Consider the following 26,055-nt stretch of genomic DNA (forward strand, 5'->3'; position numbering starts at 1 on the left):
GAGCGGTCCATTTTCCGCAACGAAAGGGGATCCGCATGGATCCGCTGACCGAAGGCGAGATCCGCTCGTCCTTCGTGAACTGTTCCAAGGGCGACACCAAACGCCTCAACCTGCCTCGCGACCTGGCCGACCGGCCCTGGGACGACCTGGACTTCCTGGGCTGGACCGATCCGTCGCTGGGTGGCCGCGCCTATATCGTCGTTCCCGCCGATATCCCGGTCTCGGGAGCGGACGGCCCGGTCGGGGTGGCGTTGCGCTACGAGTCCGGCGGTCCCCGCAAGGCTCAGATGTGCACGATCTGCCTGACCACGCACACCGGTTCCGATGTGTCGCTGATGACCGCGGCGAAGGTCGGCGACGCGGGCCGGCGCGGCAATACGGTCGGCACCTATATGTGCACCGACCTGGCGTGTTCGCTGTACGCCCGCAACAAGAAGCGTCCGGCGCTCGGTAACCGCTATCGCGAGGAACTGTCTCCGGAGGAGAAGGCCCTGCGGGTGCGCGAGAACCTGGCCGCGTTCCTGCTCCGCGTCACCGGCTGACCCACCCGGCCCGCCGTTCGTCCGTCGACAACAGGAGGTAGCTGCCGTGTGCCGACACAGCAGACCCCATCCCGGCCCCGGCCGGGACCCCGAAACAGCCGCATCCGCCGAGTCCGGCGATCACCCCGTCCGTTCCGCGCGTCCGCCCCGCCCGGCCGGCCGGGCACGTTAGGGTTTTGCGAAACTTCGACTGTCCGCCCCCGCGCGGACCGACGCGGTCAGGAAGCGCGCCCATGCCCTATGCAGTGGACTTCAAGGATGTTTCGACCACCGGCCTGGAATCCTCGCCGGTCGCACCCGCTCTGGCGGGCTTGCGGGCGAACGAGGCCCGCTATTTCAAGAACAAGTACGACCACACCTTCACCGTCGAGCCCGCCGCCGAGGCCGAGTCGACGATCGACTGGGTGAGCCGCATCCTGCGCGAAGAACGCGATATCGTCATCGCCTCTCCCCCGCTCGAGGCCACCGAATTCGAGGTCGAGGGCATCCGCATGGCCTACGTCTTCTACCGGAGCGGCCTCTCGATCAACGTCATGTACACCCTCGCGGACGCCGGCAAACGAGCGGTCGGCTTCAAACTGTCCGACGGCATGGAGATCCCCGCCGAACTCTCGTCCTTCAAGTTCGCCCGCCAGAAGTCGAAGCTGGCCGGCACCATCCGCGGCAGCTACTTCGTCATCAAGAACGAGTACTGAGTCCGGGGCACCCGCGGCCGTTCACGGCAGGCGGTGTTCGGCCAGCCAGGTGCGGGCGCGGGCGGCGGAGGCGCGGCTGAGCCAGGCATCCTGGATGACCTCGGTCAGCTCGGCGAGGGTGAGTTCGCCGATTCTGCTGCCGCGCAACAGTACCGAGAGGTGTCCGGCGAAGTGGGCGGTGGTGAAGAACGGGGAGTTCTCGTCCTGGACCAGCGCCAGCTTGTCGGACTCCGACGGAACCCAGAAGACGATCACGTCCGGGTAGCGCTCGCCGGAAACCGGGTCGACGGCATCGGGCCGGGGAGTACGGAAGAAGACGAAGGACTTCCTGCCCACCTGATAGACCGGATTGCCTTGCGGCCCTTCGATGATCGTGACATGCGGCATGGCGGCGGCCACGTCGTGGACATCGGCGAGGCTAGCCGGGCGCGAAGGTTTCGGCACGCCCGCGAGTGTAGTGATGCGGCCGCGACGACAAGTCCGACGCGGCCCTCGTCGCCGGTACGGGACCGTCGCGGCCAGTACCCGATCAGCCGTAAAACTGAAGCCCCGCGCCGAGCGGCCGTGGTTCGAAGCCTCGTGCCGGTCGCCTGACTGGGATTTCACGATCCGCCGGTCCGGGCTGCCTGGACCGGCGGATCGGCCGCGGGTTCCCGCCGGGGTCTGGGCGTCGGATGGTTCACTGAGATCGAGATCGTCGACACCGCTCCCGGATGCGAGGAGGACGCCATGGCTCGTCTCACTCCCAAACGCCGACCGCGGCAGCGTGGACGCCGCCTGAACCCGCACGTCCACGGCTTCACCACCGCATCACCTACGCCGATCGTGGCCACCGTCGTGGTGCTGGTGGTCGGTGTGTTCCTCCTTCTGGCTGTGGGGACCGTCTACTTCGCGGTGTCCCCGCACCGGACCTCCGATCCCGCCGTGTTCCCCGCGACCAGCCCTCAGGCAGTGTCGGCCGTTGCCTCGCCGACCGTCGCGCCGCCCGCGCCGACGACCCAACCGCAGGTGTGCTTCCCGCTCGAGCCCTGCTGATCGCAGCCACTGATCGACCTGCTCGACTCCGAACAAGGGCGTGCAGCACGAACTCTGTTGCGCCCACAGCACAATCTGTCGGCTTCATGCCGCCTACCCATGCGCGTTCGGTCCGGATAACTTCCGGTCTGTTCGCCGAGCAGCCGAAAGGGACGGCGGCCCCGTCTGTACTGCGGCGACGAGTGCTGCCGGGACATGTATCGGCCGCGGTTCGAGGACCAGAAGGGCAGCGCGAAAACTTCGGGCACGGCCGAGAATCCGCGTCCTCGAAGTCGAGGAGGACGGCGACAAGCCGGAGGCGCCTTGCAGCGCGCCCCCGGCAAGGATCGAAAGCCTGGGTCCCGCTAGTGATCTCGCGGTGACACAGCCTCGTGCAGTGCACGATCGGCGCCGGATCGGGCGTCGGCTGACCAGTGTGGTGCGTTCCATCGGTCGGCGATCTCGGCGGCCAGGGTGAAATGGGCTGTGGCTTCATCGAATCGGCGCAGGTACAGCGCTAGGTCGCCGAGGGTGTGGGCGACCGGGTGCAGGGCCAGGGAGAGGCTCGCCGCGCCGGCCGGTGGACTGTTGCGGTGTGGGAGCAGGGCCGTGTAGGTGTCTTCGGCGGCGCCGTGTTCGTCCAGCGCGATGATCGCCCGGGCGCGCAGGCACATCAGGAAGGTGTAGAAGAAGTCGGGGCGGATCGGGCTGGCCGACAGGCGGATTCGACGGGCTTCGGCGTCGTCGCCGGCGGCGTGCAGAGCGAGGGCGAGCAGGTCGGTGGCCAGCGGGCCGAAGGCCGCGTGGAGGGCGCGCACGTCGTCGAGGTGGTCGCCGAGGGTGCCGGTGTGGAGCCGGATCACTGCCAGGGCGAGGTCGAGAAAGCCTGCGGCGTGGACCGATCCGGCGGCCAGCAGACGTTCGGTGGCTTCGGTGTAGCCGCGTTCGGCCGCGGTGTATCGGCCCTCGACGAGTTCCAAGGTCGCCTGGGCGATCTCGGCGACACCGATCGCCTCCGGCATGCGATAGGCGCGGGCCAGATCCAGCGCTTCCGCGACCGTCCGGCGCATGGTTTCCGGATCGTTGGCGAGGGCCGCGGCGCAGGCGAGATTGTGCAGCCCGGTGACGCGGTAGATGGGCAGGTCGTGCTCGACGCCGATCTCGAGCAGTTCGCGCGCATAGCCGACGCGCTCGGGCTCTCGGGTGCGCTGCTCGTGCCCGCGACCGTGGGAGTCGGGACAGGCCTCGTGCCCGAGGAGGTAGGCGCCCTCGTCGCGCTCAGGTTCGCGGACGAGGATCAGTAGGGCCGCTCCGCGCAGACGCGGGTCGGTGGCGAGGTCGAGCGCCTCGCGTGCGGCGGCCGCGACCGTCGGATCGTCTTCGCCCACCAGTTCGGCGGCGTAGGCGGTCAGCAGGCGGGAACGGACGTCGGGGGCGAGATCGGTTCGGTGCAGCAGGCGGCGCAGGCGTGCGACGATCGGCTGGTCGATCGTGCCGTAGGTGCGGGCCTGCCACGGGGTGGGTTCGGTCCAGGCGGTGAACGCGGCGATCATCAGGTCGTCGCGGCCGAGCGCTTCGGCGTACTCGACGGCTTGCTCGCGGGTGGCTCGGGCCGCGGCGACCGCGCCCGCTCTGACCTGTGCGCGCAGCAGCCGGCCCAGCAGGCCGACGCGCTCGTCCGGATCGCTGGAGTTGGCGACGGCGTCGGTGAGCAGGCCGGCGGCGATGTCGTGGGCGTAGCGGGTCTCGGCGAGATCGGCTGCGCGCACGCAATAGTCGACAGCCTGCGGCAATCCGGCCCGCGCGTAGTGGTGGGCGAGCGCCGAGACGTCGCCGCTGCCTTCGAGTGCGGCCGCGATCCGGGCGTGCATCCTGGTCGCCCGCAACCGGCTCACGTCGGCGACCAGGGTGTCGCGGACGAGGGCGTGCACGAATCGCACCCGCCCGGGGCCGGGCTCGTCGAGCAATCCGGCGATCACGCCCGCGTCGAGTGCGTCGAGCACGCTGTCCTCGTCGGCGTCGGCGGCCCGCACCAGGACGTCCACCGAACTCTCCCGACCGGCGACCGCCGCCCACCGCAGCACCGCCACGCCACGCTCGGGGAGCCGAGCGAGCCTGCGCCGCAACACATCCCGCACGCCGTCGGGCACCTCGGACAGCGCGACCAGCGCTCCCTCGCCACTGAGCAGCCGCGCGCTCTCCCGCACATAGAACGGATTGCCACCGGTCCGTTCGGCGATCCCGGCGACCGTCGCGTCGTCGGCCGCGCACTCGGCCCGCACGAGTTCCGCGACGGCGTCGGTGTCGAGCCCGGCCAGATCCAACCGCAGCGGCGCGGTGCGGGCCAGGGAACCGAGTGTGCCGGTGAGGCGTTCGCTCTCGTCGCCGCGGTAGGCCGCCACCACCAGGATCGGGGCCCGCAGCCCCACACCACCGGCGAGCAGTTCCAGGGTCACGCTGTCCGCCCAGTGCAGATCGTCGAGTACCACCGCGACCGGCTGTTCGGCGGCGGCCGCGGTGAGCCATTCCCACACGGCCCGGCGCAACCGGAACCGCCCGGCCGCCGCGTCACCGTCGACCACCCCGGAGTCGTGCAGCAGCGGTGCCAGATCGTCGGCGAGTGCGCCTGGCGGGCAACTCGCAGCCACCGCCGGCAGTGCCTCGACCCACGCCCATGCCGGTGGCGCGCCGTCGAGTTCGGGACTGCGGCCGGCGGCTACCAGCCATCCGTCCCGCCCGAGCCGTGCACGGAGTTGTTCGAGCAGCGTCGACTTCCCGAGTCCGGCCTCGCCGGTGACGAGCGCGACCCGCACCCCGTCGACTGCGGCCTCCCCCGCGGCGGCCACCAGTGCGTCGAGTTCACGGTCCCGGCCCACGAAGCTCGCCGCGCGGGCCGGATCGCCGTGCGGGCCGGTCGACCACAGACCGCCACCGTCCACGGGCACCTGGGCGTCCTCGACGCGATTGTCGTGGACCGGCTCGACGAAGCCCGGGTGCTGCTGCACCGGCATTCGTGACGACGTCGTGTTCGATTGCGCCCCAGCCGATTCCGCACTGCCGGGTCGCCGGTCGTCGCGCTCCTGCGCCGGGCCTGTCCGGTCTTGCGCCTGTCCTGCGTTCGCCTGCACCGGGTTTGCCGTCTCGCGCCGTAATTCTTCTTGGGCCTGTGGCTGTTTCGCTCTGGCACCCATCGGATTCGCCTGCAGCGGTTCCCCGTCCGCGCGCACCAGTCCCGGGCGGTCGCGCTGCTGTCCTGCGGTGGTGTGCGCCGGGTACCGGGAGTCGGTGTCTCGCCGTGCGGGTTCCGTGGTGTCGCGCACCGGAGCCGGTGGGACGGCGGCGCGCAGCACGTCGGTGCGCTGGGCCAGGATCGCGGCTTCCAGTTCCACCAGGTCCGGGCCCGGATCGAGACCCAGTTCGTCGGCCAGGGTCGTGCGCGCGCGGCGCAGGGCGGCCAGGGCGTCGGCTTGGCGGCCGCTGCCCCAGAGGGCGAGAACGAGCAGGCGCCAGCCTGCTTCGCGCAGTGGCTCGTCGCGGGTGAGGCTTTCGGCTTCGGGCACCACCGCGGCGGGATCGCCGAGCCGCAGTCCGGCCGCGACTCGCAGTTCGCGGGCCACCACGCGCAGTTCGTCCAGCCGGGCGATCTCGGGTGCCGCCCACGGCTCGTCGGCGAATTCGGCGAACGCCGGCCCCTGCCACAGTGCCAGCGCCGCCGTCAACCGGTCACGGGCGGCACGCGGGTCGGCGACCGCACGGGCCTGGTCAAGCAATTCCTCGAAGCGCCACGCGTCGACTCCGGCGGGCGGCAGCCGCAGCGCGTAGCCGGGCGCGGCGCTGACCAGCAGCCGAGCCGGGCTGCGGGGTGCGCGGCCGGGTTCCAACAGTCGGCGCAGGTTGGACACATACGCCTGCAACGAGGTGAGCGCCCGGCCCGGCGGTTCGCCGCGCCACAGGTCGTCGACGAGTCGGTCGACCGACACGACCTGCCCCCGCGCGGCCACCAGCAGGGCCAGCACCCCACGCTGGCGCGGCCCGCCGAGCGGCACCCGCTCATCGCCGTTCTCGGCCGCGAACGAACCCAATACCCGGAGCAAGATCATGACCCGGCCGATGGTACGCGCGGTGGCGGGCACCGCTCCAAGTCACCTCCAAGTGCCCTCCAACAGCGCGAGCGCACTCTCGGTACATCGAACGAACGCCGCCTCCCGCGGCCCGAACCCAAGGACAAAAGTCATGTCGCTCAAGACCGTCAACAACATCCTCACCGCCTCCGGTGTCCTCTTCATGCTCTACGTCGGCGTGTCCTACATCCTGACCCCGGCGACCATCGCACCCGGGTTCGGCCTGCCGACCTGGCCCGCCGGCGACGGCGGCGGCTTCCTGATCGAGAAGGGCATCCTGGATGTCGTGACCGTGCTGGTGCCGGCCGTCCTGCTGCTGACCGGACACCGCCGCGCGCTGGGCTTGACCATGCTGGTGGAGTCGCTCGCTCCGTTCGGCGACATGACCAACGTGCTCGCCCACCACGGTTCCACCGCGACCGCGTTCGGTGTGCACGGCCTGACCGCCGTACTGGTCGCCGTCACCGGCCTGCTCATCCTGCACGAAACCCGCGGTGCCGCTGCGGCTTCCGTGAAGGGCTCGGCATCCGCTCCGGTCCCCGCGCTGAGCTGAACCCGAACCTCGACACCCCCATCGCGTCGGCACCACCGGATTCCGGAGGTGCCGGCGCGAAACGTTTTGTGTCCTACCGAGTCGCACTCCGGCCGCACCCGGTGCAGCCGCCGCCTGATCACTCTCGCCTACGCCCACCTCGACACGGCGGCACGATCGCCCTTTCCGGTCACTCACGCCCAGCCGTCGTAGGCTCCACCCGTGCAGAACGAGAGCGGCTCGCCGCACACGCAGCACGAACCACACGACCCCGGGATGGCCGGGCGGCTCAACTGGTTGCGGGCGGGCGTGCTCGGCGCGAACGACGGGATCGTCTCGGTGGCCGGCATCGTCGTCGGTGTCGCCGCCGCGACCACCGACCGCGGCGAGATCCTCACCGCCGGTATCGCGGGCCTGACCGCGGGCGCGGTGTCGATGGCGCTGGGCGAGTATTTGTCGGTGAGCACACAGCGTGACAGCGAGCGGGCGGTCCTGCACTTGGAGCGCCGGGAACTGGCCGAACAGCCCGACGCCGAACTGGCCGAGCTGACCGCCATTTACGAGGCCAAGGGCCTTTCACCCGCGACCGCGCGCACGGTGGCGCGGGAACTGACCGACAACGACGCGTTCACCGCGCACGCCGAGGCGGAACTCGGCCTGGACCCGAAGGCGCTCACCAACCCGTTCGAGGCGGCGTTGTCGTCGGCCCTGTCGTTCACCATCGGCGCGATCCTCCCGCTGCTGGCCATCCTGACCCCGCCGACGATGCGGGTACCGATCACGGTGGCCGCCGTCCTCGCGGCGTTGGCGGGGACGGGGGCGGTCGGCGCGGTGCTGGGCTCGGCGCCGGTGTGGCGGGCCACGATTCGTGTCCTGGTGGGTGGTGCCGCGGCCATGGCGATCACCTACGGCATCGGACACCTGGTGGGGACCGCGCTGTAGTCGGCGGTTCACGCTCGGCCGCACCTACTTCGCGCACTGCGATCGTGGTGCCGGCACAGCTAGGGAACCAGCACGACCTTGCCGAGGTTGCGGCGGGACTCGATCATCTCGTGCGCGCGGGCGGCCTCGCGGAGCGGGACCTCGGCGTATACCCGCGGCCGGACGGTCCTGGCGCGGTGGAGTTCCCAGAGCTCGTCGCGCCAGCGCGCATACATCTCGGGCTTGCCCCGCGCGATCGCCGCCATCTGGAAACCGATCGCGCAGGCACCACGTGCCAGCAGTTCGTAGGCGTCGATCATGCCGCCGCCCGAGCTGAACGCGACCAGCCGGCCAGCCGGGGCGAGGGAACGCACGGCGGGGCCGAGCAGTTCGCCACCGACGCCGTCGAGAACGATATCGACCGGCTCGCCCCACGAGTGGTCGGCGTAGTGCACGACCTCGTCGGCGCCCAGGCCTCGGACGAATTCGGCCTTGTCGATGTCGCCGACGGCGGCGACTACCCGGCCGGCCCCGGCCGCTTTCGCGTATTGCACGGCGAGCGACCCGACGGCACTCGCCGCGGCGGTGATCAGAACCGTGTCGCCGGGTTGCGCGCGGGCCGCCTCGTACGCGCCGCGCGCCACGAGGCCACTGCGTACCAGGGCGACTGCCTCGACCGCGGTCGCCCGGTCGGGTATGCGGGAGGCCATGGTGTGGTGCAGCAGAACCTGTTCGGAGTAGCCGTGCCCGAAGCACAGACCGGTGACCTGGTCGCCGACGGTGAAATCGGTGACGTCCGGTCCCATGGCGATCACCGTGCCGGCGACTTCGCCACCGAGCGGGCCGGGAGTATCCGCCTCGCGTACCTTGCGCACCATGGGCAGTGTCACGCCGATGGCGCGCGCCTCGATCAGTAGTTCACCCGGCCCGGGGGTCGGCGGTGCGACCTCCTCGGTGAACAGAACCTCTGGGCCGCCGCTGGTTTCGTATCGAACGCGAAGCACGCGCACCTCCTGCCGGAAATTCATTGGAAGTTCCAATGATCATTCGACCGTAACCGGTATTCATTGGAATGTCCAACGATTGGCGATAGTCTGAGGCCATGAGCGAGCCGCGCTTCCTGACCCACATCCAGACCCTGCCCAGCTGGCTGGCCGGACGAGTAGCAGACCGCGGCCGCGAACTGGTCGCCGCTGCCATCGCCGCGGAGGGCCTGAAGCTGCCCCAACACGCCGTACTCGCGGCCGTTGCCGAATGCGGGCCGATCGCGCAGGCCGATCTGGTCCGCCTGCTGCGCTTCGACCCGAAAGACATGGTCGTGCTGATCAACCACCTCGAGCATGCCGGGCTGGCCGCACGCCGGCCCGACCCCCACGACCGCCGCAAGAATGCGGTAACGGCGACATCACGCGGGCTGGAAGTCCTGGATCGATGCGCCCGGCTGGCCGAGGACGCGAATGCAGAACTACTGGCATCGCTGACCGATGCCGAGACCCGGCAGCTGATGCAGCTGATGGACCGCGTGCACCGAGGCTGACGCGGTACCGCTCAGACCACCGAGAACGACTGCGGCAGTGGCGATCTCCCGGTCAGGGCGGCCAAGACCGTAGTGCCCGCACCGACCAGCACCGCGATGCGGGTAGCCAGCACGGCCGCATCCTCGAGGACCTCGCTCGGCGGGTCGTAGGCGAGGCCGGTCGCGCGGGCGATATCGAGGCTGTGGACGGCGAGTTCGAACACCCGGGTGGTCAGGTAGGGGTACAGGCGCATGCCGCGGCCGCCGATCACGGTGATCAGCCGGTCCTCGGCGCCGCGGACCGCTGCGGTCGCGGTGGCCACCAGGGTGTCGACCGCGTCGGCCGGGTTCGCGCCGAGTTCCGCGCCCGCACTGCGGCCCCGCTCGACGATGTCGGCGCTGCCCAGCTGCGCGGACACCGCGCGGACCATGGCGTAGTACTCGTGGGCGCTGGTCACGTCCTCGACCTGCGCCGGCTGGTGGATGTAGGTGCTGGTGGTGATCAGCGACCGCGAGGTGTGCCCGACCAGCGACCGCAGGTCCCAGTCCCCCAGACCCGGTCCGTCCCAAGCGTTCTCGGGAATCGACCGGACCAGCTCGGCGAAACTGTGGGCAGCCGATACGAACAGGTGTACGGGATCGTCGGGCATCTCCCGAACCTACCGAAACCGCGTGCCGCTCACCAGCAGCCGTGCGCCGATCCTCGGCCCCTTCGAGCGCGGGGACCACCCCCGCCACCCGTTCCGCAGCGACGGGTGGCGGCCGGTGGGGTCAAGGTGCGGCCGAGACCGCGTCGTCGCAGCTGTCGGGCGGGTCGACCTGCGAGCAGGGCACGGGCGCGCGGGTCGGCGTGTAGCCCGCGGGGACCCCGCCGGCCCGCGACAGGGTGGCGTAGGCCTCGACCGCGTCGGTGGGTTTGCGGATCAGTTGCGGATCCGCTCCGACGTCGACCGTGTACAGCCCGAACCGGGGTGCGTAACTGCCCCACTCGTAGTTGTCGGTGAGACTCCAGTAGTTGTAGCCGATGACGTTCATGCCGTCGGCCTTCGCGCGCTGGATCCAGTACACGGTGTCGCGCAGATGGTCGGCGCGGTCATAGCCGTCGGGCCGGGGCTGCCCGTTCTCGGTCGGCATGCCGTTCTCGACGACGAACAGCGGCTTACCCGGGAACTGGCGGGCGTAGTGGCGCAGCGCGTAGTAGATGCCCTCGGTCTGCAGCGGCAGGTTCCACATGCCGGGTGCGCCGGCTTGGGTGCCGTCGCCGCTGGGGCCGAAATAGTAGTCCACGCCCACGAAGTCGAGCTTGCCGCGGACCTGGTCGACGAATCCCTGATTGACTTCGGTCTCGTGGCCGGGGACGTAGCCGATGTTGCTGGTGACCATGGCGTCGGGTTGCACGCGGTGGATCTCGTCGTAGGCGGCGTTGTGTACCCGCGCGAGCCGGTCCACCATGGTGTCGGCGTCCTCGTTGCTGGTGATCGCCCCGATCCGGCGTTCGGTGCCGACATAGGCCAGAGGCTCGTTCACCGTGACCCACAACGGTTTCCGGGCAGCGTAGCGGTCGACGACGTGGCGCGCGTTGGCCAGCCAGTCGTCGACCATGCCCGGGTTGGTCCAGCCGCCGCGGTCGGCCTCCCAGCCGGGGTAGACCCAGTGGTCGAGGGTGATCATCGGGCGCATACCGGCCAGCGCGATGGCGTTGAGGATGCCGTCGTACTGGGCGAAGGCGCTCTCGTCCCAGCCGTCGGGGGTGGGTTGCACCCGCGCCCACTCGATGCTGATCCGGAACACCTTGGCGCCCAAGCGCGCTGCGCGGACGACGTCGGCGGGATAGCGGTTCAGGAAGTCGACCGAATCCCCGACCTCGCCGACCGCGCCGCTCGCGGCGTACCGCGACCAGTTGCTGTCGGGCTCGTGGCCTTCGGACTGGAATCCCGAAGTGGATACGCCCCAAAGGAATCCGGGCCCGAGCGAGGGCAGGCCACCGGCCGTGGCGGGCGGTGCAGCGACCGCCTGCCCGGGAACCAGCACCACCGTCGCCGTGACGCACACCGCGAGCACGCGCTTCCACTGCCGCATCCCAGAAATGTTAGCTACCGTTTTGCCTGATTTGCCGTGTCGAGGACCGTGTGTCGCCGACCGGCCGTTCCCACCCCACATACGCGGACCCCATCTCTAGTTCTGATAGCGGACCAGGGCGACGTTGTCGCCCTCGGAGGGATCCAGGGTCGAACCGGCGACGACGATGCGCCCGTCGGGCTGCACCGCGAGGGAGTTGCCGTGGTCGGCCTTACTTCCGAAGTCCGTCGACACCGTTCCCGCGGTGCCGAAGGTGAGATCGAGCTTGCCGTCACCGGTGTAGCGAGCGACGGCGATGTCTTCGCCGGCGGCGGTTCCGGCGCTGGTGCCGGCCACCACGATCCGGCCGTCACTGCCGACGGCCACGCCGGTGGCGGTGTCGGACTTGCCGCCGAAGTCGGTGAAGACCGTGCCGGCGGCACCGAAACTCGGGTCGAGCGTGCCGTCGGCCGTGTAGCGCACGACGGCGAAGTTGTCGCCCTGCGCCGCGTCCCGGGTCGAGCCGGCGACCACGATCCGGCCGTCGGGCTGCACCGCGACCGCGGTGGCGTGGTCGGCCTTGGTGCCGAGATCGGTGGAGACCTTGCCACCGGCACCGAAACTCGCGTCGAGGGTGCCGTCGGCGGTGTAGCGGGCGACGGCGATGGTGTCGCCGGTGTCGGTCCCGTGGCTGGTGCCGGCGACGATCAGCTTGCCGTCCGATTCCAACGCCACCGCGGCGGCGATGTCGGACCTGCCGCCGAAGTCGGTGGAAACCTTGCCGCCGGCGCCGAAACTCGGATCCGGCTTGCCGTCGGCGGTGTAGCGCACGACCACGAAGTTGTCGCCCTGCGCCGCGTCCAGAGTGGAGCCCGTGACGACGACGCGGCCGTCGGGCTGCACGACCACCGCGTTCGCGTGGTCGGCCCGGGTACCCAGGTCGGTGGAAACCTTGCCGTTGTCACCGAAACTCGGGTCGGGTCTGCCGTCGGCGGTGTAGCGGGCGACGGCGATGGTGTCCCCGGTGTCGGTGCCGTGGCTGGTGCCGGCGGCCACCAGTTTGCCGTCCGGTGTCTGGGCGAGTGCCGCGGCGACATCGGACCTGCCGCCGAAGTCGGTGGAGACCTTGCCGTTGTCGCCGAAGGTCGGGTCGGTCAGGCCGACCGAGGTGAAGCGAGCCAACGCGAAATTGTCGCTCTGGGCGGGGTCGAGGGTGGAACCGGCGATCACGAGGTAGCCGTTCGCGGTCACCACCACCGCATGCGCCCGATCGGCTTTCGAACCGAGGTCGACGGAGAGCTTGCCGCCCGAGCCGAACACCGGGTCGACAGTGCCGGCCGGCAGCACCGTCGCGCTGTGCGAGGTCGAGCAGGCGGCCACCACCAGCGCGACGACCGCGCCGGAACACAGCGAGCGAACGAGCCGGACCGCCGGTCCTGAGCGGGATGCACACAACATCTGAGCTACCTCATTTCAACGATGAAGGGGTAGAACACAGGTGGAGCAGCGTGACACGTATCCCGGTCAGTATGACCAAGAGTCGGCCGACCCTGGACGCGTATGTATGTATTGTGTTGCGGCCGCAACCTTTTCGTTGACTCCGGCGACTCGGGAGCAGCACCCGCCCGACCGCGGGTCAGCCGGTGAGCCGCGGATCGTCAGCCGGTGACGATGCGGGAGAAGCCCATCGGAGTGGTCGTCGGAGCGGTGTTGTCGACGACGTGCGAGAAACCCATCGGCGAGGTGGGCGGGGCCGCGTTGGTGACCGGTGCGCGGAACTCCTGCAGGGCGGTCAGTACGTCCACGTGCCGGGCGGCATAGCAGCGGACCGGCGGCAGCGCGTGAGCGACCTCGCTGCGTTCGAGCGGTTCGGCATCGATGTAGCCGACCATCTCGGCGGGGATGCCCAGGGTGCGCACGATCCGCTCGATCGCCGCGGACTTGCGTCCCCAGCCGACCTCGATCGCCATGAACGACGCGGACAGTTCATGCTGACGCAGCTTCTCGACCGTCCAGGCGTACTCACCGCGACTGGCGATGGCGTGGACGACCCCGCGCCGCGACAGTGCCCGCAGGGCGCGCACCGCCTCCGGACGCAACGCGCCGCTGCTCGATTCGCATACCACGCCGTCCCACAGCGTGTTGTCCACTTCCCAGACAAGACATTTCACAGCCGGTGATGCCACTCCAGCCCCTCGATCAGTACCCCGAACACCCACTGGCTGCCTATCGTAGGGCGCACGTGTCCGGCGACACCAGGGCTTCGGCGAACTCGGAGCCAACCGTTCGCCCAGCAGTCGCCTACCGGCAGGTCAGTTCAGCGGCGCCACGGGACGGTTACAGGTACGAGGCGACCTGGGAGATCGTCTCGACCGGGTGCCCGGCCTGGATCGGCTGGCCGATCGATTGCAGACGCCAGGCCCCCCCCTCCCGGTACACCTTCGCCACCACCATGCCGGTGTGCGCGCCACCGCCGCGCAGATTGCTGCGCGCCAGCTCCGCGTTGCCCGCGCCGTCGACCAGCCGCCAGAACGCGTTGTTGATGCGCTCGAAGGTGTGGCCCGCGTAGGAGGTGATCACGAACACGACCGCGGTCACCGCGCTGGGGAGCCGGGCCAGATCCACGGAGATGACCTCGTTGTCGCCGGTGCCCTCACCGGTCAGGTTGTCGCCCGAGTGCCGGATGTGGCCGTCCTTGGAGGTCAGCTGCTGGTAGTAGACGGTGTCGACGAGTTGGTCGCCCACGTACAGCAGCGCCGAGGCGTCCAGGTCGATCTCGAGCTCGCGCAGGCCCTTCGGCCCCTGCACCCGTACCGGGTCCCAGCCCAGCGCCATTTTCACCAGCGACAGTTCGGACTTGCGGATGTCCGAGAGCGCCAGGTCCTGGCCGGGGTCGAGCACCGTGGTGCCGTGGTAGACGTCGGGCATCGTCTGCCCGCCGACCTCGACGCCGTGCCCGCGCACCAGCTCGCCCAGATCGGCGGGATAGCCGTGCCCGACGGCGCGCAGGTACCAGCGCGGGCCGTCCCGGTCGAAATCGACGGCGATCACGACCGATTCGTCGTGCAGGCCTTCGACCGCGTACTCGTAGCGGGTGTTGCCGGTCGCGTCGGACACCCGCACCTCGGGTACCGCACCATCGAATCCGCCCGGCCCGTCGAGGGATACGACGATCCGGACGTGCGCGACGTCCGGTGGTATCGCGGCCAGCGCCAGCGCGATGCCCGGCTGTCCGCCGTGCATGAGCCGCACCCCGGCACCGTCGGGCTGGTTGTAGAAGACGAAATCCTTTGCGTCGCGGACCCGTCCGGCGGCGGTCAGCAGCAATGCCGACAGATCCACCGGCGCACTGTGCCGGACCGCCACGACGAGGTCGTCGACGGTCAGCGGTTCCACTCGTCCCTTGGTCAACTGGGCGGCCACACCGCTCATGGTACGTCGGCGACCGCGATGTTTCGGGCAGCCCGGCCGACCTCGCGCCGCCGCCGGGTTCGCCTGCTCGTTGCCGGTCGCGCCCGGCCACCGGGACCGGCCACGACCGACCGTCCGGTTCGCGCGGTCCGTCCCGGTCGGGGTGATCCCTGTAGCGTGGACGCGGTTCGACGATTCGAGCGGAAAGGGGTGCTGCGCGTGCGCTGGCTGCGACAGCTCGGTGCCTGCGGACTGACGGTCGCGGTCCTGGCCCTCGCCGGCTGCGCCACGGCCGACCGATCCGAACCGGTCACCGTCGAATCCGGTGACACGACAACCGGTTCCACCACCACTGTCACCCGTCCCGCGCGGCCCACGGGTGATCCGCTCGCGGGACAGCCGCTCATCGATCACGTCGAATGGCTCGACGACCCGGACGGGCGACGGCTCTCCATCGTGCCGACCCAGGCGGGCCGCACCGATTCCTACGGCCCGGCACTGGATCGGGCTTGGAGCGAAGTACTCGCCGACGCCCCCGACGCGGACACGCCCGGCATGTACGACCAGTTCCGTTGCCACTGGGACTGGGCCCGCCTCGTCGAGCCGGACAAACCGAGCTGGAACATCGAACCGTGGCGGCCGGCGGTCGGTTACGGGGCGACCGTCGCGGCGCTGTGCAACCCGGGCGGACCGGACCCGGCGGGCCGCTGAGCCGCCACTCGAGCTCGGCTGGCCGTTACGGCATGCGCGCGGGTACTGCTCGGGCGAGGGGTGATTCGACGGACCACTCCGTGGACGCGGTGCCCCTTCGGCCATGCCGGGTCTGCGACCTGCCGTGCCGGGTGTGCGACCTGCCGTGCCGGGTGTGCGGCGGTACCGTCCCGAACTGCCGCATCCCCGGCCCACTGCCGAGTGCGACCTGAATCCTGTTGCCCGCCATAGCCTTCGAGTGGTCCCGGATCGGTGCGTATGGTGGACGATGTCGCCTGTACGAGCCGTGCCGCACCGGCCCGGCACCGGCCGGAGGGAGCGTCGCATGGTCTCACCAGCTGCCGGCGGCGTGCGGTTCCCCGCGCTCGAAACGACCGCGGCGGTGTATCTGGACAGCGCCGCCACCACGCAGAAACCGCAACCGGTGATCGACGCGGTCCACCGGTATCTGAGCCGGGAGACCGCCAATGCCGGTCGCGGCAGTTATGCGTGGTCCACCCGGCTGGCCGCCGAGATCGAGGAGATCCGGAGCCGCGCAGCGACATTCGTCGGAGCCGGCGACCCGCGCGAGATCGTGTTCACCGCGGGCGCCACCGCAGCCATGAACGCCGTCGCGCTCGCGTGGGGGCTGGGCAATCTCGCCGACGGCGACGACATCCTCTACAGCCCCGCCGATCACGCCTCCACCCTGGCACCGTGGCGGCGGCTACAAACGATCCTGGCCGGGTTCGGGCGGCGAATCCGGTTGGTGCCCTACGCCGTGACCGCGCTGGGCGAGGCCGACCTCACCGACCTCGCCGAGCGGATCGGCCCGCGCTCCCGGCTGGTCGTGGTCACCCATCTGCATCACGTGTTCGGCGCCGTCACCACCTTGGCGGAGCTGCGGCCGCAGCTCCCGCCCGACGTGCGGGTGGTCTTCGACTGCAGTCAGAGCGGCGGGCATCTGCCGGTGGACGTGCGGGAGCTGGGCGCCGATTTCGCGATCTTCGCGGCGCACAAGATGTTCGGCACCCCGGGCACCGGGCTGCTGTATTGCGCGCCGCGGGTACACGATCAGCTGGCCGCGTTCCTGCCCGGCGGCGGCTTCGGCGCCGACGACCCGGACCGCGCGCCGATGCCGCAACGGCTCGAGGGCGGCACCGCGGACCTGCCCGGCATCCTCGCTCTCGGGGCCGCGCTCGACGTGCTCGATACCCTCGGGCGGGACCGGATCGCCGAACACAACCGGGTCCTCACTCGCCTGCTCGTCGACGGTCTGCGCCGCGTGCGGGGGGTGGAGTTCCGGCCCGGTCCAGCGTACGCGCCGTGCGAGATCGGTTACGGCATCGTGTCGTTCACCCTCGACGGGATCGGTGCGGCCGATCTCGGGTTCGTGCTGGCCGAACTGGGGTTCCTGGTCCGCACCGGCGTGCACTGTGTGCCCGGCGGCGACGAGGAATCGGTGCGGGTCAGCACGCACGTCTACACCACCGCCGACGACATCGGCCGCTTCGTCGCGGCCGTGGCCACCATCGCGCAGGAGGTCCAGCAGTGAACGAACACCAGCGAACCGCGACCGGCGAACCACCCGCCACCGGCACGGCCGTCTACGACCGCCGCGCCGCCGCCCGGATCCTGGCCGGGCTCGCCCACCCCGGCCTGTTCGCCACACTGCCCGACCCGCAGCCGCTGCGCATCGAATACCGTTGCACCGCCATCACACCCGAGCCCGGCAGCCATCTCACCCTGTCCCAGCGGCTGTATCTGGAACGGTTCATGCGGCCGTGCCGGCCCGAGCAGATCACCGTCGCCACCCATCGGATGACCTGGACCGATTCGGCGGGCATCCCCAATACCGGCCATTATCGCGACGACGGTTTCGGCCCGCTGGTGCCGATCGCGGTGCGCGAGACGGTACTCGACCTGTGGCGGGCGCTGGCAGCCGACCCGGCGCTCGGCGCGCGGATCGCCGAGCTCGGCGACGGCGAGCGCGCGATCCTGGCCGCCACCACCACCGACCACGAACCCATGGAGATCTTGCGGATCGGGATCGAGGCGTGCGGGCGGGCCCTGGCCCAGCACGCGCTGCTGGCCGCCACCACCTCGATAACCTCCCCGGCGGAATTCGCTGCGGCCCTGCGTGATCACGGCATCTTCACCGCCGTCGCCACCCGCTGGTACTGGGAACTGCAGGCCTCCACCTACCGGCGCGGGATGATCGCGGTGTCGTTCTGCCCGGCAGCTGACGGCACGCTGCGCTACAGCGCCGACACCGTGGCGACGCTGCTCGCCATGAAGGAGGCGACCATCGCCGACGCGCGCACGGTGATGCACCGGGCGGTCACCGTGGAAGGACTCGACATCGAGGCCGCGATCGCCAAGTACCACGACGACCTGGACCTGATCTCGCGCCAGTACGCACTCCTGCCCGCGGGCACCCATCCGACCTGCCTGGCGGCGATGGCGCAGCGGATCGACGGCGAGCAGACCGCACTGCTGCCGATCGTGGTGGCGCAGTTCGTGTCCCGCTTCACCGCAGTCCTGGGGCGGCTCACGGTCACGGAGGTGCCGGCCGCCTCCGGGAGCGACGATCTCGCCGATGGTGTCTTCTCTGTGCCCGATATGAACTGCCGGCATTGCGTGCGAACCATCACCGCGGTCCTGGAGTCGATGTCGATCACCGTGGGCGATATCGATCTGGTGCGTAAACGAGTGGTGGCCGAGTTCCGCAGCCCCCGCAACCGCGACCGGGCGTTCGAGGCGCTGCGCGACAGCGGGTACAACCCGACCGTCGAGAAGCCTTCGGCCGCACCGTCGATGATGTCCCTGACCCCGCGGGACGCATCAGCGATACCGGCACCGGCCACTGCCGCACCGGAAACGGCGCCGCCGTCGGCCGCGGCCCAGTGGACGGCGCCCGCATCCACGGCACCCGCGCCGTCGGCACCGGAAACGACGCCGCCCTCGGCCGCGACCCAGTCGGCTGCACCCGCGCCCGTGGCAGCAATTACCGCGGCACCGGAACCCGCACCACCCTCGGCCGCGGCCCGGTCGGCGGCGCCCGCGTCCACGGCACCAGCTACTGAGGCACCGGAAACTACGCCGCCGACCGCCGCTACCCAGTCGCTGGCACCGGCTACCGCGGCACCGGAAACTCCGCCGCCGTCGGCCGCGCCCAAGTCGTCGGCAGCACCGGCGCCTACTGCACCAGCTGCTGCAACACCGGAAACCGCGCGTGCGTCGGCCGTGGCCGCGTCGTCGGCAGCACGGGCGCCCGCGGCAGCAACTACTGCGGCACCGGATACGGCGCCGCCGTCGGCCGCGGCCCAGTCCCCGGAACCCGCGCCCGCAGCACCAGCTACCGCGGCACCGTCGGCCGCGCCCAAGTCGGGAGCACCCGCGCCCGCGGCATCGGCTACCGCGGCACCGGAATCGGCGCGATGAGCGCGGCTGAGAAGGCCGCGTTGCCGGCGAAGGTGCATCCGCTGGTGCGCGCGTTCCTCGACGACCCCGGGGCGGTGCGAGATGTGGTGCGGCGCTTCGGGTCTCCCGCGCATCTGGTGTTTCCGCAGGTGTTCGCGGAGAATCTGGAGCGGCTGCGCAGCGTGCTGCGGGCGCGGCTGCCCGATCATCGGATCTGTTACGCGCACAAGGTGAACCGGTCGCGGGCGCTGCTGGTGACCGCGGCGGCGGCCGGGGTCGGGGTGGATGTCGCGTCCGCGGGTGAGCTGGCGGCGGCGCGCCGCGCCGGGTTCGGTCCGGAGCGGATCGAGGTCACCGGGCCCAAGGGGGAACGGTTGCTGCGGGAGCTGGTGGGGGCCGGTGTGACGGTGAACGTCGACAATGTGTGGGAGCTGGGCCGGTTGGCGGAGCTGGCGGCGCCCGGTGCGCCGGTTCCGGTGCTGGTGCGGGTCGGCGGGTTCGCGGGGTCGGCGGTCAGCCGCTTCGGGGTGGCACCGGCCGACATCGACACGGCGTTGCGCCTGCTGGATGCGAATCGGTCGCGGATCGTGCTGCGTGGCTTCGCGTTCCATCTGGATTCGGGTGAGGTGCCCGAGCGGGTGCGGGCGGTGCAGGAATGCTTGGCGCTGTGCGAACGGGCCTGCGATCTCGGGTTGGCTCCGACGGTACTGGATGTGGGTGGCGGGCTGCGGCAGGTGTTCACCGCCGACGCCGAGGCCTACGACGGTTATGTGGCGGCCTTGCGGGAGTCGCTGCGGGGGCGCGGTCCGCGGATGACGTGGGGCGGCAACACTTTCGGTTATCAGGTCGACGACACGGGGGTGCACGGGACGCCGGTGTTCCACAAGTACGGCAATACCGTGACGGCCGACCGCATGCTCGACGAGCTGCTGACCGCGCCGCTGCCGGCGCACGACCGGCGCAGCGTCGCCCAGGTGATCGGCGACAACCTGCTGCAGCTGTGGCTGGAGCCGGGCAAGTCGCTGGCCGATCATGCCGGGATCACGGTCGCCGCGGTCGAATTCGTGAAGAACGCGGCGGACGGGAGCACGCTGGTGAACCTGGATCTGTCCCGCGACTGTGTCACCCCGGCCGATCAGGAGGTGATGGTCGATCCGTTGCTGCTGCCCGGCGCCGGGCGCGGCGCGCATCCCGGGACGCCGGTGGGGGTGTTCCTGGCCGGGCAGTTGTGCCTGGAGCGGGATCTGATCACCAATCACCTGGTCCGGCTGCCGTGGCTGCCCGAACCCGGCGACCTGGTGGTGTTCCCGAATACCGCCGCCTACCACAGTGATCTGTCGGCGGCGTCGGCCGCGCTGCATCCGCCGGTCCCCAAGCTGGCCGTCACCCACGGGCCCGGCGGGTTCACGGTCTGCCCCGACAGCGATTACCGGGCGGCGGGCGCAACGACGGCGACAGTCGGCTCCAGCGGGTTCGCGGACCGCCTCCACAGCGACCCTACGGTGCCGCCCGTGACAACTGCGGCTGCCGCTTCCGGCGGGACAAACGTGCCCGAACCCGGTGCGGCACTATCGGTTCCGGGCACGACGGTCCGCGGTTCCGGCGAGGTGTCCCCGCCTGCCACGGTGCCGCCGGTTCCGGACGCGGCACCCACCTCGGGGGGTCGCTGATGCTGTATCAGCATGTGACCGAGCTGATCGGGAACACCCCGCTGTTGCGGCTGGATCCCGCCGCCCACGGGATGCCGCACGTCGAGCTGTACGCGAAGCTGGAGTCGCACAACCCGTTCGGGTCGGTGAAGGACCGGGTGGCGTGGGCGATGATCCGCGACGAGCTCGGTGAGCTCACCGCCCACGACCGCACGCTGATCGAGGCTTCGAGCGGGAACACCGCGAAGGCGTTGCGGATTCTCGGTGCGCTGCACGGGATTCCATTGCGGGCGGTGACGAACCGGATCAAGGTCGCCGAGGTGCGGGACATGCTCGAGTTCCTGGGCACCGAGATCGAGGAGCTGCCGGGACTGAGCGAATGCCCCGATCCCACCACCCCGCAGGACGTGTACTCGGTCATCGAGGCCACCATGGCCCGCAATCCCGGTGCGTTCCATCATCTCTCGCAGTACACCAACGACAAGAACGTCGAAGCCCACTGCCACGGCACGGGACGCGAGATCCACGAGGATCTGGCAGCGGCCGGGATCGGGCGGGTGGATTGGCTGCTGGGCGGGCTGGGCACCACCGGCTCCACGCGCGGCACCGCCACCTACCTGCGCAAACATCATCCGAATCTGCGGACGGTGGCGGTGGTGTCGGAGCGCGGCGATTTCATCCCGGGGATCCGGTCGGAGACCGAGATGTGGGAGGTCGGGTTGTTCCAGCCCGAACTCTACGACCGCATCCTGGCGATCCCCGCGGCGACCGCGGTCGCGGCGACCGCGGACCTGGCGACCGCGCACGGGGTGCTGTGCGGGCCGACCAGCGGCGCCGCGTACGCGGCCGCGCGCCAGATACTCGCGGGCGCGGGCACCGCGACCGAACCGGTGGTGGCGGTGTTGATCGTGTGCGACCGGCTGGAACCGTATCTGTCGTATCTGCGGCGGCGGCGCCCCGACCTGTTCGGCCGCGCCGCGACCGGGCCGCGGCCGCCGACCGCGGCGGAACTGGATGCGGCCCCGGCCTTGTCGCCGGCGGCGCTGGCCGAACTGGACGCGAGCGGGCGGCCCACGATCGTCGACACGCGCGGCGCGATGGCCTACCGGATCGGGCATGTGCCGGGGGCGATCAATATCCGCGACGACCAGCTCGACGATATGCTCGCGCACGGTATGCCGTTCCCGCGATCGCGGCCGCTGGTGTTCGTATGCCCGGTGGGCGAGCAGTCGGCCCGGTTCGTGGTGGCGGCCCGGCGCGCGGGCTACGACGCGTCGAGTCTGGCGGGCGGGATGATCGCGTGGCGCGACGGCGGGTATCCGCTGGAGACGGCTCCCCGGCCCGCGTGAGCGGGGTCAGTGGCGGCGGATCGCCTGGGTCATGGCGTCGGCCAGCGGTGTGGACGGCGCGGGGGTGGCCGGTGCGGCTTGGCTTCGGGCGTCGTGCGATATCCGCAGCAGCAGGGCGATGACGATGTAGTTGGCCAGCAGGGACGAACCACCGTAGGACATGAACGGGGTGGTGAGGCCGGTCAGCGGGATCAGTTTGGTGACGCCGCCGACCACGACGAACAGCTGCCAGCCGATCGAGAACGCCAGCCCGCCGCCGAGCAGTTTGCCGAACGCGTCGCGGGTGGCCAGGGCGGCGGTGAATCCGCGCATGGTGATGACGGTGAAGATCAGGATGACCGCGGTGAGCCCGATCAGGCCCAGTTCCTCGCCGATGGTGGCGACGATGAAGTCGGTCTTGGCGAACGGCACCTTCTGCGGGCGGCCCTCGCCGAGCCCGGCGCCCCACAGGCCGCCGGTGCCGAGCCCGAACAGGCCCTGCGCGATCTGGTAGCCCTTGTTGCTGTAGTCGGCGAACGGGTCCGCCCACACCGACACCCGCACCCGCACGTGCGGGAACAGCTGGTAGGCGACGACGGCGCCGACGCTGAACATGGCCAGCCCGATCAGCAGCCACGACGCCCGCCGGGTCGCGATGTACACCATGGCCAGGGTCGCGCCGAACACCAACAGCGAGAAGCCGAGGTTCTTCTCGTAGACCAGCACCAGCACCGACACCAGGGTGACCAGCAGCAGCGGGGCCAGGTCACGCAGCCGGGGCACGGTCATGCCGAAGACGCGTTTGCCGGCGACGGTGAACAGGTCGCGGTTGGCGACCAGGAAACCGGCGGTGAAGATCATCAGCAGGACCTTGGCGAACTCGCCGGGCTGGATCGAGAAGCCGTGCAGCAGAATCCAGCTCTTGCCGCCGTTGACCTCACTGAACCGCGACGGCAGCACCGCCGGCACGAGCAGCGCCACCACACCGGCCAGGCCGCAGGTGTAGGCGTAACGGGCGGGCTGGCTGTGGTTGCGCACCACAGCGAGGACCAGGCCGAAGAACGCGATCCCCACCGCCGTCCAGATCAGCTGGTGGGCGCTGTCGGGTTCGGGAACCGGCTGGCCGACCGACAGGGCGTCGGCGGCCTCGGCGCGGTCGAGCCGGTCGATCAGGACCAGGCCGAGTCCGTTGAGCAGAATCACGCACGGCAGGATCACCGGGTCGGCCATGGGGGCCAGCACCCGCACCGACACGTGCGCCAGCAGGCTCAGTGCCGCGAAGATACCCAGCGCCATCGGCAGCGAGACCCCCGCGGCACCGGCGGCGGGTTCACCGCCCGCGCCAGCGGCCATTCCCAGCCCGGCCACCGCCACCAGGGCGATCGCCGCCAGACACAACACCAGTTCGGCACGCCGCGGATTGGGCCGCCCGATGGGACCGGACACCGCAGCAAACGGACCGGACGAACCGTCCCTGAACGCGCTCACATCCACCAGTATGCGGTCCCGCACCGACATCCGGTCGGGCCACCGGGTGATCGGAGCGCATCCGCAATTTCGGGAACGCCGGATTCGGGAACGCGGTCGAGGTAGGGCAGGATGATCCGGTGGAATTCGCGATCGGATTGGTTGTGCTGGTCGCGGTGACGGTGTCACTGGCGGCCCTCGCCCGGCGTGTCGGCGTCGCCGAGCCGCTGCTGTTGACGGTCGCCGGGCTCGGTGTGTCGTATCTGCCGCTCGTTCCCCAGGTCGACATCGAGCCCGAGATCGTGATGCTCGGTGTCCTGCCGCCACTGGTGTACACCGCGTCGCTGTCGGCGTCGCTGGTGGAGTTCAAACGCAAACGGACCTCGATCACGATGCTGTCGGTGGGGCTGGTGCTGTTCACCGCCTTCGCCGTCGCCGTGGTGGTGTGGAAGCTGCTCGACATACCGTTCGCGACCGCGGTCGCCATCGGGGCGGTCGTCTCGCCACCGGACGCGGTCGCGGCGTCAGCGATCGGGCGCCGGGTGGGGATGCCGCGGCCGATCGTCACCCTGCTCGAGGGCGAGGCACTGTTCAACGACGCGACCGCCCTGGTCGCGTTGCGGACCGCGCTCGCGGCGACCGCGGCCGCGTTCAGCGTCTGGCAGGCCGGCGGCAGTTTCCTGCTCGCCACCATCGGCGGCGCGGTGATCGGCGCGGTCGCGGCCACCGTGCTGGGGATGCTGCGCCGCCGCATCGAGGACTCGGTGCTCGACACGTGCCTGTCGCTGCTGGCGCCGTTCATCGCGTATCTGCCGGCCGAGGCCGCGCACGCGTCCGGGGTGATCGCGGTGGTGGTGTGCGGGCTGATCCTGTCGCGGGGCGCACCACAGTGGCAGAGCGCGGCGTCGCGGATCGCCGAGCGCACCAACTGGCGCACGATCCAGTTCATTCTGGAGAACGCGGTGTTCCTGGTGATGGGCTTGCAGGTCCGGCATCTGGTCACCGACGCGTGGGGCGGCGGGCTGCCGCATTCGCGGTTGCTGCTGGTGTGCGCGGCGGTGCTGCTGGTGGTGATCGTGTCGCGGCCGATCTGGGTGTTCCCGGCCACGTATTTCGCGTGGCTGGTGGATTATCGGCGTCAGGGGATGCCGCGGTCGCCGTGGCAGTATCCGGCGGTGGTGTCGTGGGCGGGGATGCGGGGTGTGGTGACGTTGGCCGGTGCGCTGTCGCTGCCCGCCGACACACCACAGCTGGCGACCCTGAAACTGCTGGCGCTGGTGGTGGTCGGCGGAACGCTGCTGCTGCAAGGTGTTTCGCTGCCGTGGCTGATCCGGCTGCTGGGTCTGCGCGGACCCAGCCGGGCGGAGGACGCGCTGCAGGAGGCGGGGCTGCTGCAGCGGGCCACCACCGCGGGCCTGGCCGTCCTCGATGCCGAGATCACACCCGACACGCCACCGGAAGTGATTGCGGCGCTGCGTAATCGGTCCGCGCAGCGGGCGCAGAGCGCGTGGGAGCAGTTGGGGCGCGACGAATCGCTGCGGGTGACACCCAGCGGCGAGTACCGGCGGCTGCGCCTGCTGATGTTGCGTGCCGAACGCGAAACGGTGCTGCAAGCCCGGGACACGGGCCGCCTCGACCACGAGGTGCTCGAGGCCGTCATGTCGACCCTGGATCTGGAGGAGTCGACCGTCGACCGGGTGATCGAACCCGACGACCGCGCACCCGCCGTGCTGGCCGTCCCGGTCCCCGCCGACGCCTGCGATCACCTGCGGTACGCGCCCTGCACGATGGTTCCCGACCATCCCGACGTGTGCGTGGAGTGCATCGAGGAGGGATTGGTGTGGGTGCATCTGCGGATGTGCCTGTCCTGCGGGCACATCGCGTGCTGCGAGTCCTCCCCCGGTAACCACGCCGCCAAGCATTTCGGGGTCACCGACCATCCGGTGATCCGCAGCGTCGAGCCGGGTGAGAGCTGGCGCTGGTGCTACCTCGACGAAATCCTGGGCTGACCGTTCTCGGCCACCGCGCCGTGGTAGAAGTAGCGGCCCAGACCCACAGTGAACACCAGCATCCCGTACAGCGCGTGCTCGACGGACGCGGTGAACAGTGACTGCGACTGCAGATACCGCACCGCGAACAGCCAGCCGCCGACACCACTGGCGGCGACGGAGAACCAGCTGCCGAAGATGATGTGCGCGTAGGCGAACGCGGCCGCGCTGGCTGCCACCATCAGGTATCCGTCACCGAAAACCGCCGCGTAGCGGTGGAACAGGAACGAACGGAACACCACTTCCTGCGGGTAGACGCTCAGCGCCGGATACAGCACCATCACCGCCGCCCACAGCAGCGGGCTGCGGCGCGGCAGGTCGAACAGATCCTGGCGGCGGGTGGCGGCGACCGCGCCGGTCAGCGCCAGCGCGGTCGAACCGGCCAGGACCGTCATGGATCGCGCGTGCCCGGGCAGGGCCTCGCGACGCCACAGGGCGGCACGGTCGAAACCCGGGGAGCGGCGCAGATACAGCACCGCGCCCGCGGACAGCGCGATCAGGATCGGGATCGGTGGTTTCCCGCGCAGATACCGGTTGCAGAGGGCGGTCCCGCCGAAGAACAGTGCCGCGTACTCGGCGGCCAGATACACCGGCTTCCACCGTCGGATCCTCATGGGCACAGACTAATTCGCGCGCGCCT

22 protein-coding genes are annotated in these 26,055 nt (G+C 70.5%); 12 read left to right on the forward strand and 10 right to left on the reverse strand.

The genetic code is table 11. The features are described 5' to 3' along the window. The first annotated feature begins 35 nt into the window (after positions 1–35). On the forward strand, positions 36–542 hold the full coding sequence (locus EBN03_RS10210; RefSeq protein ID WP_122187692.1) for an FBP domain-containing protein: 507 nt from the start codon (positions 36–38) through the stop codon (positions 540–542). A gap of 233 nt (positions 543–775) precedes the next feature. Then, positions 776–1,237, forward strand: a complete 462-nt coding sequence (locus EBN03_RS10215; RefSeq protein WP_122187693.1) for a phage tail protein — start codon at positions 776–778, stop codon at positions 1,235–1,237. 21 nt (positions 1,238–1,258) lie between these two features. On the opposite strand, the gene EBN03_RS10220 is transcribed toward EBN03_RS10215, so the two are convergent. Next, positions 1,259–1,624, reverse strand: a complete 366-nt coding sequence (locus tag EBN03_RS10220; RefSeq protein ID WP_122187894.1) for a hypothetical protein — start codon at positions 1,622–1,624, stop codon at positions 1,259–1,261. A gap of 342 nt (positions 1,625–1,966) precedes the next feature. On the opposite strand from EBN03_RS10220, the gene EBN03_RS10225 reads away from it, so the two are divergent. Next, a complete protein-coding gene (locus EBN03_RS10225) occupies positions 1,967–2,272 on the forward strand; it encodes a hypothetical protein (RefSeq protein ID WP_147471512.1) in 306 nt (101 codons plus the stop codon). 344 nt (positions 2,273–2,616) lie between these two features. Here EBN03_RS10225 and EBN03_RS10230 read toward each other — a convergent pair whose 3' ends face one another. Further along, positions 2,617–6,351, reverse strand: coding sequence for a BTAD domain-containing putative transcriptional regulator (locus EBN03_RS10230; RefSeq protein WP_233608288.1), 3,735 nt, complete (start codon positions 6,349–6,351; stop codon positions 2,617–2,619). 133 nt (positions 6,352–6,484) lie between these two features. Between EBN03_RS10230 and EBN03_RS10240 the strand changes: the two genes are divergently transcribed. Both EBN03_RS10240 and EBN03_RS10245 read left to right on the forward strand, forming a co-directional pair. Further along, positions 6,485–6,925 (forward strand): DUF4267 domain-containing protein, encoded by a 441-nt coding sequence (locus tag EBN03_RS10240; RefSeq protein WP_122187695.1) that lies wholly within the window; start codon positions 6,485–6,487, stop codon positions 6,923–6,925. A 255-nt stretch (positions 6,926–7,180) separates the two neighbouring features. Further along, on the forward strand, positions 7,181–7,846 hold the full coding sequence (locus EBN03_RS10245) for a VIT1/CCC1 transporter family protein (protein ID WP_122187896.1): 666 nt from the start codon (positions 7,181–7,183) through the stop codon (positions 7,844–7,846). A 59-nt stretch (positions 7,847–7,905) separates the two neighbouring features. Here the strand turns inward: EBN03_RS10245 and EBN03_RS10250 are convergent, their stop codons facing one another. Beyond that, on the reverse strand, positions 7,906–8,829 hold the full coding sequence (locus tag EBN03_RS10250; RefSeq protein ID WP_122187897.1) for a quinone oxidoreductase family protein: 924 nt from the start codon (positions 8,827–8,829) through the stop codon (positions 7,906–7,908). A 98-nt stretch (positions 8,830–8,927) separates the two neighbouring features. On the opposite strand from EBN03_RS10250, the gene EBN03_RS10255 reads away from it, so the two are divergent. Further along, the gene (locus EBN03_RS10255; protein ID WP_122187696.1) at positions 8,928–9,362 is read left to right on the forward strand and encodes a MarR family winged helix-turn-helix transcriptional regulator; all 435 of its coding nucleotides are present in this window, start codon (positions 8,928–8,930) and stop codon (positions 9,360–9,362) included. A gap of 11 nt (positions 9,363–9,373) precedes the next feature. Here EBN03_RS10255 and EBN03_RS10260 read toward each other — a convergent pair whose 3' ends face one another. The 5 genes from EBN03_RS10260 to EBN03_RS10280 form a co-directional block, all read right to left on the reverse strand. Continuing rightward, positions 9,374–9,991: a maleylpyruvate isomerase N-terminal domain-containing protein gene (locus tag EBN03_RS10260; RefSeq protein WP_122187697.1), complete on the reverse strand. Its 618-nt coding sequence runs from the start codon at positions 9,989–9,991 to the stop codon at positions 9,374–9,376. A 121-nt stretch (positions 9,992–10,112) separates the two neighbouring features. Then, positions 10,113–11,420, reverse strand: coding sequence for a family 1 glycosylhydrolase (locus tag EBN03_RS10265; RefSeq protein WP_122187698.1), 1,308 nt, complete (start codon positions 11,418–11,420; stop codon positions 10,113–10,115). 96 nt (positions 11,421–11,516) lie between these two features. After that, positions 11,517–12,857 carry an NHL repeat-containing protein gene (locus EBN03_RS10270; protein WP_122187699.1) on the reverse strand — a complete coding sequence of 447 codons (1,341 nt, stop codon included), beginning with the start codon at positions 12,855–12,857 and terminating at the stop codon, positions 11,517–11,519. A gap of 200 nt (positions 12,858–13,057) precedes the next feature. Then, positions 13,058–13,585 (reverse strand): HAD family hydrolase, encoded by a 528-nt coding sequence (locus tag EBN03_RS10275; RefSeq protein WP_233608289.1) that lies wholly within the window; start codon positions 13,583–13,585, stop codon positions 13,058–13,060. A 151-nt stretch (positions 13,586–13,736) separates the two neighbouring features. Then, positions 13,737–14,822, reverse strand: a complete 1,086-nt coding sequence (locus tag EBN03_RS10280) for a TerD family protein (RefSeq protein ID WP_199742705.1) — start codon at positions 14,820–14,822, stop codon at positions 13,737–13,739. A gap of 165 nt (positions 14,823–14,987) precedes the next feature. Between EBN03_RS10280 and EBN03_RS10285 the strand changes: the two genes are divergently transcribed. From EBN03_RS10285 to EBN03_RS10305, 5 genes are all read left to right on the forward strand, one after another. Next, a complete protein-coding gene (locus EBN03_RS10285; protein ID WP_233608290.1) occupies positions 14,988–15,521 on the forward strand; it encodes a DUF2599 domain-containing protein in 534 nt (177 codons plus the stop codon). 325 nt (positions 15,522–15,846) lie between these two features. Then, positions 15,847–17,055, forward strand: coding sequence for an aminotransferase class V-fold PLP-dependent enzyme (locus EBN03_RS10290; RefSeq protein WP_122187702.1), 1,209 nt, complete (start codon positions 15,847–15,849; stop codon positions 17,053–17,055). After that, positions 17,052–18,944: a heavy-metal-associated domain-containing protein gene (locus tag EBN03_RS34530; protein ID WP_199742706.1), complete on the forward strand. Its 1,893-nt coding sequence runs from the start codon at positions 17,052–17,054 to the stop codon at positions 18,942–18,944. Before EBN03_RS10290 ends, EBN03_RS34530 begins: the two co-directional genes overlap by 4 nt. After that, a complete protein-coding gene (locus EBN03_RS10300; protein WP_122187703.1) occupies positions 18,941–20,593 on the forward strand; it encodes a type III PLP-dependent enzyme domain-containing protein in 1,653 nt (550 codons plus the stop codon). Before EBN03_RS34530 ends, EBN03_RS10300 begins: the two co-directional genes overlap by 4 nt. Further along, positions 20,593–21,921 carry a pyridoxal-phosphate dependent enzyme gene (locus EBN03_RS10305; protein WP_122187704.1) on the forward strand — a complete coding sequence of 443 codons (1,329 nt, stop codon included), beginning with the start codon at positions 20,593–20,595 and terminating at the stop codon, positions 21,919–21,921. The genes EBN03_RS10300 and EBN03_RS10305 overlap by 1 nt, the downstream gene beginning before the upstream one ends. A 6-nt stretch (positions 21,922–21,927) precedes the next feature. Here EBN03_RS10305 and EBN03_RS10310 read toward each other — a convergent pair whose 3' ends face one another. Beyond that, the gene (locus tag EBN03_RS10310; protein WP_233608311.1) at positions 21,928–23,394 is read right to left on the reverse strand and encodes an FtsW/RodA/SpoVE family cell cycle protein; all 1,467 of its coding nucleotides are present in this window, start codon (positions 23,392–23,394) and stop codon (positions 21,928–21,930) included. Between the two features lie 113 nt (positions 23,395–23,507). Here EBN03_RS10310 and EBN03_RS10315 point away from each other — a divergent pair, with 113 nt between their 5' ends. After that, positions 23,508–25,376 carry a Na+/H+ antiporter gene (locus EBN03_RS10315; protein WP_122187706.1) on the forward strand — a complete coding sequence of 623 codons (1,869 nt, stop codon included), beginning with the start codon at positions 23,508–23,510 and terminating at the stop codon, positions 25,374–25,376. Here the strand turns inward: EBN03_RS10315 and EBN03_RS10320 are convergent. Then, on the reverse strand, positions 25,352–26,029 hold the full coding sequence (locus tag EBN03_RS10320; RefSeq protein ID WP_122187707.1) for a CPBP family glutamic-type intramembrane protease: 678 nt from the start codon (positions 26,027–26,029) through the stop codon (positions 25,352–25,354). The genes EBN03_RS10315 and EBN03_RS10320 overlap by 25 nt on opposite strands. Between the last annotated feature and the right edge of the window lie 26 nt (positions 26,030–26,055).

The sequence above is a fragment of the Nocardia stercoris genome, assembly GCF_003696265.1.
Lineage (GTDB): Bacteria > Actinomycetota > Actinomycetes > Mycobacteriales > Mycobacteriaceae > Nocardia > Nocardia stercoris.